This is a genomic window from Cyanobium gracile UHCC 0281 (assembly GCF_034931305.1).
Classification (GTDB): Bacteria; Cyanobacteriota; Cyanobacteriia; order PCC-6307; family Cyanobiaceae; genus Cyanobium; species Cyanobium gracile_A.
Map to the genome: position 1 here is coordinate 1 of NZ_JAYGHY010000080.1, position 10092 is coordinate 10092.

At 69.6% G+C, this 10092-nt stretch carries 9 protein-coding genes; 5 read left to right on the top strand and 4 right to left on the bottom strand.

Annotation, left to right across the window (positions count from 1 at the left end):
- The coding region (locus VB739_RS15305; RefSeq protein WP_323357892.1) for a bifunctional aldolase/short-chain dehydrogenase at window positions 1–1317 on the top strand (1317 nt) is incomplete at its 5' end.
- 70 nt (window positions 1318–1387) lie between these two features.
- Here VB739_RS15305 and VB739_RS15310 read toward each other — a convergent pair.
- From VB739_RS15310 to VB739_RS15320, 3 genes are all read right to left on the bottom strand, one after another.
- Window positions 1388–3484, bottom strand: coding sequence for an acyltransferase family protein (locus VB739_RS15310; RefSeq protein ID WP_323357893.1), 2097 nt, complete (start codon window positions 3482–3484; stop codon window positions 1388–1390).
- 76 nt (window positions 3485–3560) lie between these two features.
- On the bottom strand, window positions 3561–4985 hold the full coding sequence (locus VB739_RS15315) for a sodium/glutamate symporter (RefSeq protein ID WP_323357894.1): 1425 nt from the start codon (window positions 4983–4985) through the stop codon (window positions 3561–3563).
- Complete coding sequence (locus VB739_RS15320; RefSeq protein ID WP_323357895.1) at window positions 4982–6895, bottom strand: alpha/beta hydrolase family protein; 1914 nt, start codon at window positions 6893–6895, stop codon at window positions 4982–4984. The genes VB739_RS15315 and VB739_RS15320 overlap by 4 nt, the downstream gene beginning before the upstream one ends.
- Window positions 6896–6948: 53 nt before the next feature.
- Between VB739_RS15320 and def the strand changes: the two genes are divergently transcribed.
- From def to rpsU, 4 genes are all read left to right on the top strand, one after another.
- Window positions 6949–7554: a peptide deformylase gene (def, locus tag VB739_RS15325; RefSeq protein ID WP_323357896.1), complete on the top strand. Its 606-nt coding sequence runs from the start codon at window positions 6949–6951 to the stop codon at window positions 7552–7554.
- 5 nt (window positions 7555–7559) lie between these two features.
- Window positions 7560–7757 (top strand): hypothetical protein, encoded by a 198-nt coding sequence (locus tag VB739_RS15330; protein WP_254952971.1) that lies wholly within the window; start codon window positions 7560–7562, stop codon window positions 7755–7757.
- Window positions 7758–7884: 127 nt separating this feature from the next.
- Window positions 7885–8601 (top strand): DUF3747 domain-containing protein, encoded by a 717-nt coding sequence (locus VB739_RS15335; protein WP_323357897.1) that lies wholly within the window; start codon window positions 7885–7887, stop codon window positions 8599–8601.
- Between the two features lie 61 nt (window positions 8602–8662).
- Window positions 8663–8833 (top strand): 30S ribosomal protein S21, encoded by a 171-nt coding sequence (gene rpsU, locus VB739_RS15340; RefSeq protein WP_006172073.1) that lies wholly within the window; start codon window positions 8663–8665, stop codon window positions 8831–8833.
- Window positions 8834–9127: 294 nt separating this feature from the next.
- Here the strand turns inward: rpsU and VB739_RS15345 are convergent.
- Window positions 9128–10092 (bottom strand): YifB family Mg chelatase-like AAA ATPase (locus tag VB739_RS15345; RefSeq protein ID WP_323357898.1); only part of this gene is annotated, 965 nt, incomplete at its 5' end.

Genomic DNA, 10092 nt, shown 5'->3' on the forward strand with positions numbered 1-10092 from the left:
CCGGTGCTGCGGGGCGCCCTGGGCCGGGCCGCCGAAGCCGCCGGCGTTCGCCCTCACTGGATCCTGGCGCTGCGCGACACCCCCCTGGCCCGCGCCGTCAGCGACGACGACCGGCTCCCGGACTGGGCCGGCCGCGGCGTCGCCACCCCTGACCACGTGATCCGCACCAAGGCCCGGCCCCTGGTGCTGCCGCCGCTGCCGCCCGGTGGCGACGGCCCGGCCCTGGCCGCCTGGGGCCGCTCCCTCGAGCAGGCCCTGGAGGCCTACGGGGCCGACTACCGCGCCTACTTCCAGCGCCAGAACGCCGCGGCAGGAGGCGCCAAGAAAGCGCTCGATCCCCTGCCGCGGGTGGCGGCGATTCCTGGCCTGGGGCTGGTGGGGATCGGCAAGTCGGCCGCCGAGGCGGCCACCGTGGCCGACATCGCCGAGGCCTGGGCCCAGACCCTGCTGGCGGCCGAGGCCATCGGCCGCTTCGCGCCCGTCAACGAGGCCGACACCTTCGCCATGGAGTACTGGAGCCTGGAGCAGGCCAAGCTCGGCAAGGCGGCCGAGAAGCCCCTGGCCCGCCAGGTGGTGCTGGTCACCGGAGCGGCGGGTGCCATCGGGGCGGCGACCGCCCGGGCCTTCGCCGTCGCCGGGGCCGAGGTGGCGGTGCTCGATCTGGAGCAGGAGGCCGCCGAAGCGGTGGCCGCCGCCTGCGGCAAACGGGCCCTGGCCGTGGCCTGTGACGTCACCGACCCGGCGGCAGTGCAGGCCGCCATCGCGGCGGTGGCGGCCCACTTCGGCGGGCTCGACATCGTGGTGAGCAATGCCGGCGCCGCCTGGACCGGCCCGATGGCCACCCTGGCCGACGCCGACCTGAGGGCCAGCTTCGAGCTCAACTTCTTCGCCCACCAGAGCGTGGCCCAGGCGGCGCTGGCCGTGTTCCGCGCCCAGGGCCTGGGCGGCCAGCTGCTGTTCAACGTCAGCAAGCAGGCCCTCAACCCCGGCCCCAACTTCGGCGCCTACGGCATCAGCAAAGCGGCCCTGCTGGCCCTGGTGCGCCAGTACGCCCTCGAGGAAGGCGAGGCGGGCGTGCGGGTGAACGCCATCAACGCCGACCGCATCCGCTCCGGCCTGCTCGACGACACCATGATCAAGGAGCGCTCCGCCGCCCGCGGCCTCAGCGAGGAGCTCTACATGGCCGGCAACCTGCTGGGCGCCGAGGTGCGCGCCAGTGATGTGGCCGACGCCTTCGTGGCCCTGGCCCGCATGGAGCGCACCACCGGCGCTGTGCTCACCGTCGATGGCGGCAACGTGGCGGCGATGGTGCGCTAGGGGCGCCTTTCGGCGCGACGGACCGATGAGCGTCCTTAACGGCTGGTGGGTCCTTCCTACCCACCTGGGCTCATGGTCGCGCGGGAGTGGCCAGAACGGCTGGAAGCAGCGCCTTGGCCTGCAGGAACCGCCTGAGATCCACCAGCAGGTGAAGAGCCCCCAGCTTGCTGAAGTGATTGGAGTCCAGATAGAGCGATTGATCACCAAGAAAGATCTGACAAGTCTTGCCATCCCGGCATAACCAGGGCAGCGGATCATAGACGTAGACATTGTCTTGACGGCTGCTGACAGACTTCAGGACATCGGCAATTGCTCCTGTTCGCTCCAAGATGGCGCTTTTGTCCGTGCCGAATTGGTCACCCCGGCATTGTGTGCCTTCAAAGGGTGTAAACCACTGACGGTTGCATCGTGCAGAGACGGCTTCGCGCCGGGCGGCATAGTATTCATGGTCCGGTTTTGGACCGATGATCACGAGCTTGCCATTCACCGTCCTGAGGTTGGTGGCCAATTGGTCCAGGGCTTTTTCGTAATCGGCGAGATTCTTTTCCACGCTCCGGCGATCCCCTGAGGGGTGGGCCTGGAACTGATGGCGCATGTGGCCCTCGTATCCGAAGTGCCCCTGCAGGAAGGAATCGACGATCACAACGCCGCCGCCATGCTTGCGAATGTTATCGATCAGGAAAGCGGCAGTTTCCTGCGTCTGGCCGTAGCAGCCTTGATTCGCCTCGCCCTGGCCTGGGAAGACACAACCCAGCCGCGCCATGAAGAAGACACTGCGGCCTTCCTTGGCGAGGGCGTCGGCAATGGGAAAGGCGGCTTCGGCATGGCTGTCGCCGACCAAAGCGATCAGCGGACCGGCTTGGTCTGCGTTGGCCAGGCACAACCTCCTGGAGGTGTCGAGCAATGTCTGCTTGGAAAGGAGTTGGGTGGAGAATGTGCAATTGGCTTGGCGTTGTTTCTCGGCAGCCGTGAGTGGTGTCACCGCTGGCTTGAGATGGCGCGCGATGCGATCCTCCCCGGCATCCTTTGTGCCAGTGAACAGAAATCGACTCCATTGCCAGCGACTCAGCGGCATCAGCAGAAGCGCTGCCCCAAGGACAGCGCTGAGGCCATAGGGGACGGTGCGTTGTTCTGTCCTGGACCATGCCTTGCGCCGGAAGGGTGTCTCCACCCAGCGATAGGACGCCGCCGCCAGCAGCACCATGATCGCGGCCTGGAAAGGGAACGACCACCAGTGAATGCCGATCGTCTGGCGACTGATCACCAGCACGGCCCAGTGCCAGAGATAAAGAGAGTAGGAAATCAGGCCGATCCAGACCAGCGTTGGCTGGGAGAAGCCCCGTCTGGTGGGCGAGTCCGTACGCAACTGGATGATCCAGGCCGCCGTCAGCAGGACCATCAGGATCGTCGCCGCCCGTCCGTTGGCCAACGGCAAGAAGAGGGTCCCGATGAGAGCGGCGGTGAGCAGGATCGGCGCCATTCGAGGCGTCGGAAGCCCTTGTCCAGGCGGCGACTGACAGAGAAAGATCAGGCATCCGGCGCCGATCTCCCAGAATCTTGGAGGCATCAGGAAGTAAGCCGCAGCCTGCTGCCGGGTGTACAGCACGATGAAGGAAACCAGGGAAAGGGCACTGAGCACAGCCATCCCTACGATCAGATTCCTGCGGCCAGAGGGTGATTTCCCTGCCCAGCCAGTCAGCCAGCCGATCCCTGGGAAGATCAGATAAAACTGTTCTTCGACGCCAAGTGACCAGGTATGGGTAAAGGCATTGAGCTGGGTGGCTGCTCCAAAGTAGTCGGTGGCCTGAAGCCACAGATAGAGATTGGAAAGGCCGAACAATGAGGCGATGCCAGTGTTGAGAGACAGGGCCGGATAGGGGTCGAACAAGCAGACGAAAAGGCTGGTGACCAGAACGAAAACCACCAGAACAGGAATCAGTCGTTTGATGCGGCGGATGTAAAATCCCCCTACAAGGTCTGCCAGCCCCGTGCTGGTGCGGTTGCTTAACGAGGCGGTGATGACATAGCCGGAAATGACAAAGAAGATATCGACACCTAGATAGCCGCTTGGCAGCAGGCTGCCATTGAAGTGATTGATGATCACGGCGATGACGGCGAGGGCGCGCAGACCGTCGATCTCCGAGCGGTAGGACGGTGAACGCAACATCTTTGCTTTGGGCTGGTCAAGGTGGAGATCCGCAGCGAATCATCTCAGTGATTCAGGGATGGCTGCACCTCGAGGCTCAGGTCGCTCCCTTCTCCCGCGCCGCCAGCCACAGCCCTAGCCCGCCCCAGAGCACCACCAGGCCCAAGCAGAGGCCGGTCCAGGCCGGCAGGCCCCAGCCGTCCACCACCAGGGGCGCCACCACGGTGATCACGCCCCCCGCGAGCAGGGGCTGGAGCAGCAGCTGCTTGATCGAGAACGCCGTCACCGCCTGGCTGCGGTCGCCCGGGTCGGCCATGCGCAGCAGCAGCAAGCCGCTGGCCGCCACCCCCGTGGCCTGGCCGAATTCGATGATCGCCCGCTCAAACCAGTCGGGCGGCAGGATCCGCGGGGCCAGCAGCAGGATCACCCCCAGGTTCCACAGCAGGCCCGCCATGGCCAGCACCGTCAGGGGGATCCAGTCGTGGGCCAGCAGGCTCAGGTCCAGGCAGGCGGTGGCGGCGGTGATCAGCAGATCGGCCGAGATGGTGCCGGTCTGGCCCTGGATGGCGGTCGAGACCCACTGGGTCTGGCCGCTCTTCTCCAGGATCAGGCGCACCAGCAGCGACCCCACCAGGGCCAGGGGGAACACGGGCAGAGCGTCGATCACCAGGGCGAACACCCCGCCGCTGGCGTCGGCGACGAAGCGCAGCGCCGCCAGCGCCCCGCAGCCGAACAACACCGCCACCCCCGCCAGGGCCAGGTTCACGGCCCAGTCGGCGAGCCGCCGCCACAGCGCCGGCACCTCCACCGTGCCGGCCTCCAGGGGCAGATCCATCGGCACCTCCTGCAGCGGCGGCGTCTCCTCTTCCAGGAGCGCCACCGCTTCCTCGATCAGCAGGGCCTCGGGGAACTTCAGCCAGCCCCTGGCCCGCCCCAGCACCACCAGCAGGCCGCCCACCACCGTCGACACCAGCAGCCCCACGGTGGCCATCGCCAGCCCCAGGGCCTGGGCACCCTCCAGCCCCAGCCGCTCGTAGGTGGGCCCCATGGCCGCGGCCGAGCCGTGGCCGCCCTCGTAGGCCACCTCGATCAGGCAGGCCATCACCGGGCTCACCCCCAGCCAGGGCTGCAGCACCAGCAGCACCGCCAGTCCCCCCACCAGGAACTGGCCGAAGGCCAGGGTGAGCGCCAGCAGCACCTGGGCCGAGAGGGGGCGCCACAGGCCCCCCAGCTTCGGCAGCGGCTTGCCCAGCAGCAGGGTGGCGAACACCAGCGTCAGCAGGGGCAGGGGCAGCTGGTCCCAGAGGTCGATCACCCGCTGGGGCAGCAGGGGCACCAGCCCGGCCGGGGCCACCACCAACCCCAGGCTGCCCGCCAGCAGGGCCTCCGGCAGGCCCCAGCGCTTCATGCCCAGCAGTCCGCCGAGGCCGGTGCCGATCAGCAGCAGCACGGTGAGGGCGGCCAGGGCCAGGGCCAGCCACTCGACGCCTTCCACCACTCCCGGCACCAGCGCGGCGATCACAGGCGGAACTGGCGGCGGAAGAAGGCTTCGGTGGCTTCGAGCACCGTGGTGCGCACGCCGCTGTCGCGGAAGCCGTGGCCCTCTCCGGCGAACAGGTGCAGTTCCGTCTCCAGTCCGCCTCGGCGCAGGGCTTCCACCATCTGCTCACTCTGACGCGCCGGCACCACCCGGTCGTCCAGGCCATGGAAGAACACCACCGGCACCGTGATCTGCTGCGCATGCCGCAGCGGCGAACGGGCTTCGTAGACGGACTGGGCCTCCGGCCAGGGGCCGATCAGGGTTTCGGTGTAGCGGGCCTCGAAGCGGTGATCCACCCCGAGCAGGGCCTCCGGATCGGCCACGGGGTAGCGGCAGGCGCCGGCTTTGAACACGTCGGTGAAGCAGAGGGCCGCCAGCACGGTGAAGCCGCCGGCGCTGCCGCCTTCGAAGGCCACCCGGTCCGGGTCGGCCTTGCCCGCCACCACCAGGGCCCGGGCGGCGGCGGCGCAGTCGGCCACGTCCACCACGCCCCACTGGCCGTCGAGCCGCTGCCGGTAGGCGCGCCCGAAGCCGGTGGAGCCGCCGTAGTTCACATCCACCACGCCCCAGCCGCGGCTGGTCCAGAACTGGATGGCCAGGTTCAGCCCCGTGCCGGCCATGGCGGTGGGGCCGCTGTGCCCCTTCACCAGCAGGGGGGCCTCGGCGCGGCTGCCGCCCCGGGGCGGGTAGTACCAGGCATGGGTGGGCGCTCCGCCATGACCGTCGAACCAGAAGGGTTCCGGCCGGCTGATCGCCTCGGCCTCCAGGGGCAGCGGCGCGGCGGGTGTGTGCTGCCAGGTGCCGCTGGCCGTGTCCAGCTCCAGCAGCCCCTGGCCGATCCCCGGCGCCCCGGCCACCGCCACCAGCCGGCCCGCCTCCGCCGTCAGGGACGCCAGCTCACTGAAGGGCAGGGGGATCGGCTCAAAGCGGCCGCCGTCGACCCCCAGCCGGCCCAGCTCCCAGCAGCCCTGGCGGCAAACCGCCGCCAGCAGCCGGGTGCCGTCCCAGGCCAGGGTGCGCAGGCCGTACACCCACTGCGGACCGCCGAACTCCGCTTCCATCGGACACAGCGGCTGCCAGCGGGGCTGGGTGTCGGCCCCCAGGGCGGCCACATCCGCCAGCCGTTCCAGGCTCCACCAGCCGCTGCGGTCGTTGGCCACAACCAGCGAACCGTCGTCGAGCCAGAGGGGCTGGAACACCGAGATCCCCAGGGGATCCCCAGGCCCCGAGCCGGCGATGGGTCGGGCCTGGCGCAGCTGCCCGGCCGCGTCGATGGCGGCGAGCCAGAGCTGGCTGCGCTCCCAGGGCATGAACGGCTGCTGCCAGGTCACCCAGGCCAGGTGGCCGCCGCCTGGCGCCAGCACGGCGTAGCCGCAGAAGTCCGCCGGCTGGTGCAGTAGCTCCGGTTCGCCCCCCGCCAGGGGCACGGCCACCAGCCGGTCGAGGCCGTCCTGCTCCATCACGCCGATCCAGCGCTGGCGCGGCTGGTCGATCAGGCCATCGGCGAAGGCCCGTGGCCGCTCCGGGTCGGATGGGGCCGTGAGCCGCCGGGGCACTGAGGTCGCCGTGGGGTCGCCGCCGCCGGCCAGGCTGAGCTGCCAGAGGCAGCGGTCACCGTCGTCGACGAACACCAGTTGGTCGCCTGCCACCGCATAGGCGCCGCCGCCGTACTCATGCACACGGCTGCGCACGTTCCAGGACCCCGCTGTGAGCTCCACGGCCGCTGCGCCTGGGCGCCGCGCCATCAGGGTGGTGCGCCCCCGCTCGCTGGGGCGCTGCTCCAGCCAGAACAGGCGCCCCCCGTCCAGCCGCGGTTCGGCGACGCCGGGGGCCCGACCCACCGCCAGTGCGGCGGGCAGGGGGTCCGATTCCTGCCACGACGGCTCACCCACCCGAGTCCCCCGCAGGCTGCTTCTAGAATTGACCCATCGTTTCAGGTGACGTTTTGGCCCGCAGCTTCGCCCAGATGGCACGGTCCGCCGAGCAGGGTGGCAACTCCGTGTTGGTGCCGAAGGTGCCGGTGGAACGTCCCCCCCTCGAGATCCACACACTGGGCTCCAAGGAACTCCGGGCCCCGGCCCGGCGCATCAGCAAGGTGGATGCCTCCATCCGCGACCTGGCCCGCGACATGCTGCGCAGCATGTACACCGCCAAGGGGATTGGTCTGGCGGCCCCCCAGGTGGGTGTGCACCGCCAGTTGCTGGTGATCGATCTGGACCTGGAGGAGGCGGCCACCCCACCGTTGGTGCTGATCAACCCCGAGATCACCGCCGCCGGCGCCTCCTTCAACACCTATGAGGAGGGCTGTCTGAGCATCCCCGGCGTCTATCTGGATGTGGTGCGCCCGTCGGTGGTGGAAGTGACCTACCGCGACGAGACGGGCCGCCCCCGCCGCCTCAAGGCCGATGGCCTGCTGGCCCGCTGCATCCAGCATGAGATGGACCATCTCAACGGCGTGCTGTTCGTCGATCGGGTCACCGACGAGCTCAGCCTCAACGACGGCCTCCAGCAGCATGGCTTCCACCGTTCCGACGTCCAGTCGATCCGCTGATTCCCATGCCGATGAAACCCCTGGCCGGCGTCTTCCTGGGCCTGGCCTGCCTGCTTGGCATCGCTGCCACCGGATCGATCTTCGAGCTCTCCTACGGCGACCCTGACCTTGGCGTCCAGGCCACCCGCTGGATCCTGGCCGGCAGCCTGCCGGGCACCGTGCTGGCCCTGCTGGTGGCGATCCGCATCAACAAGCCCGCCTGAGCCCCCCAGTGCGCTGCGCCCCCGCTGCGATCCCTCGGCCGGCCCGACAACCGGCCGTCCGATTGGGCCTATGGGCTGGTTTCCGCTGGTTACCGTTCATACGATTCAGGCCGCTTCGATCAACGCCGTGACCCTTTCCGTGTTCCCCCGCGCAGGCCTGGCGGCCCTGACGCTGGTGGCGACCAGCCTGGCCATCACCTCCCCAGCCCCTGTCCGCGCCTCCGCCCTGTTCGCCGCCGCCGAGGTGGACCAGCAGAACTTCCTGATGGTGGCTGCCCCCATCGGCAGCAAGGGCGAAAAGTCCCAGCTCAACATCTACGAGCAGCTCAAGCCCGTGCGTCCCTGCTTCGAGGTGGGGGAGGGCACGCCGGCTCCGGTGAATCCCCTGCTGGCCACCTTCGATTTCACCGGCATCTGTAGCCGCTACATCGATGCCAACGGCTATTCGGTGAGGGTGGGGGGGCAGGATCTGGCCTCCTCCTACCGGCTGATGGTGACCCGCAGCGGCGGCGACATGCTGCTGCTGGCCTTCCCCACCAAGGCTGGAGCCGGCCCGGAGATGGTGGTGGCCCGCACCCGGGGCAGCGCCCCCGGCTTCCTGAAGCTGCAGCTGGAGCCTGGTTGGCGGCTGATGCGGCGCCAGTTCGGCGGCCGCAACCTCGGCCACCTCTACGTCTATGCCGACAGCTGGCCGGGGACCGCGGCGACTGCCGCCCAGCCCCAGCCCACCACGGTGGAGGCCGCCCAGCCCCCCACCGCAGCGGTCCCCGTCAAGGAGGCGGCGCCGTCGTCAGTCCAGCAGCCCCTGGCCCCGCCGGCGGTTCCCCCAGCTACCAAGCTCTGAGGCGGTGGGCCGTAACCCCACTTGCTAGGGTGCAACGCTGCGCACGTCTCAGCAGTACTTCATGACCCAGGTCACCGTCGGCGAAAACGAAGGCATCGAATCGGCCCTGCGCCGCTTCAAGCGCCAGGTGTCCAAGGCGGGCATCTTTGCCGATCTGAAGCGGCTGCGCCACCACGAAACCCCCACCGAGAAGTACAAGCGCAAGGCTCAGCAGCGCCGCCGTCGCCGCTGAGCCGCGTTCAGGCTGCGTCCCTTCAGGTGCTTCTACCTGTTGCCTGGCCCCCCATCCGTGGCCAGGCTGAAGGGGCCATCGCCCCAGGGTCCATGGTCCATCCGATTGCCTCCATGGCAGGCCAGCCAAGGTCTGCCTCCCTTCTTCAGCGGTTCAGCCATTGGTTGGCCGAGACCATCAACCACGCCTGGGGCAACCCGGGAGAAGAAGCCCAGCACCGTCCGCCGGCGATCGGTGTCCAGCCCTTCAGTGGCGAGGCAACCCGGCGCCGCCGCCGCTGATTCCAGTGTTGGCTCAGGCCACCTGGTCGAAGGAGCGGTAGCTGAGGGCTTCGGCGATGGCCGCCCCTGACACCCGCTCGGCACTGGCCAGATCGGCGATCGTGCGGGCCACCCGCAGCACCCGCTCCGCCCCCCTGGCAGACAGGCGCCGCTGGCTGATGGCCCGCTCCCACAGCGCCAGGGCGTCCGGCTCCGGGTTCACGATCGCGGCCAGGGCCGGACCCTCCAGCTGGCCGTTGGCCGCCCCTGCCGGATTGCGCTGGCCCATGTGCAGCCGGGCCACCGCCACCCGCTGGGCCACCACCGCGCTGGCTTCTCCGGCAGGGGGCCGCTGCGCTCCCTCCCGGTAGGCCCCGCCCAGATGGTGCGCCTCCGGGCGCCGCATCACCACTTGCAGGTCGATCCGGTCGAGCAGCGGACCTGAGAGCCGTCCCCAGTGGCGGCGCCGTTGGGCTTCGCCACAGCGGCAGCTCTGGCTGGGGTCGCCGTACCAGCCACAGGGGCAGGGGTTGGTGGCGGCCACCAGGAGCACCCGACAGGGGAAGCGGCAGCGCTGCTGGGCCCGGCTGATCCACAGCTCCCCCTCCTCCAGGGGCTGGCGCAGCTGGTCGAGCACCTCGCGGCGGAACTCCGCCAGCTCATCAAGAAACAGCACGCCGTGGTGGGCCAGGCTCAGCTCCCCCGGTCGGGGCAGGGCGCCGCCACCGACCAAGGCGGCGGCAGAACAGCCGTGGTGGGGGCTGCGGAAGGGGCGCTGACGCCGCAGGCCCGCCCCCTCCCCCAGCAGACCGGCCAGGGAATGGAGCTGGGTGACCTCCAGGGCCTCCTGCTGCCCCAGGGGCGGCAGCAGTGCCGGCAGCCGCCGGGCCAGCATCGTCTTGCCGCTGCCCGGGGCTCCCACCAGCAGCAGGTGATGACCGCCGGCCGCGGCGATCTCCAGGGCCCGCCGGCCATGGGCCTGGCCGCGCACCTCGGCCA

Bases quoted from the DNA above. Each gene is read 5' to 3' on its own strand.
- VB739_RS15330 (WP_254952971.1), top strand. From the start codon at position 7,560: ATGCCGATGAAACCCCTGGCCGGCGTCTTCCTGGGCCTGGCCTGCCTG.
- rpsU (WP_006172073.1), top strand. From the start codon at position 8,663: ATGACCCAGGTCACCGTCGGCGAAAACGAAGGCATCGAATCGGCCCTG.
- VB739_RS15310 (WP_323357893.1), bottom strand. From the start codon at position 3,484: ATGTTGCGTTCACCGTCCTACCGCTCGGAGATCGACGGTCTGCGCGCC.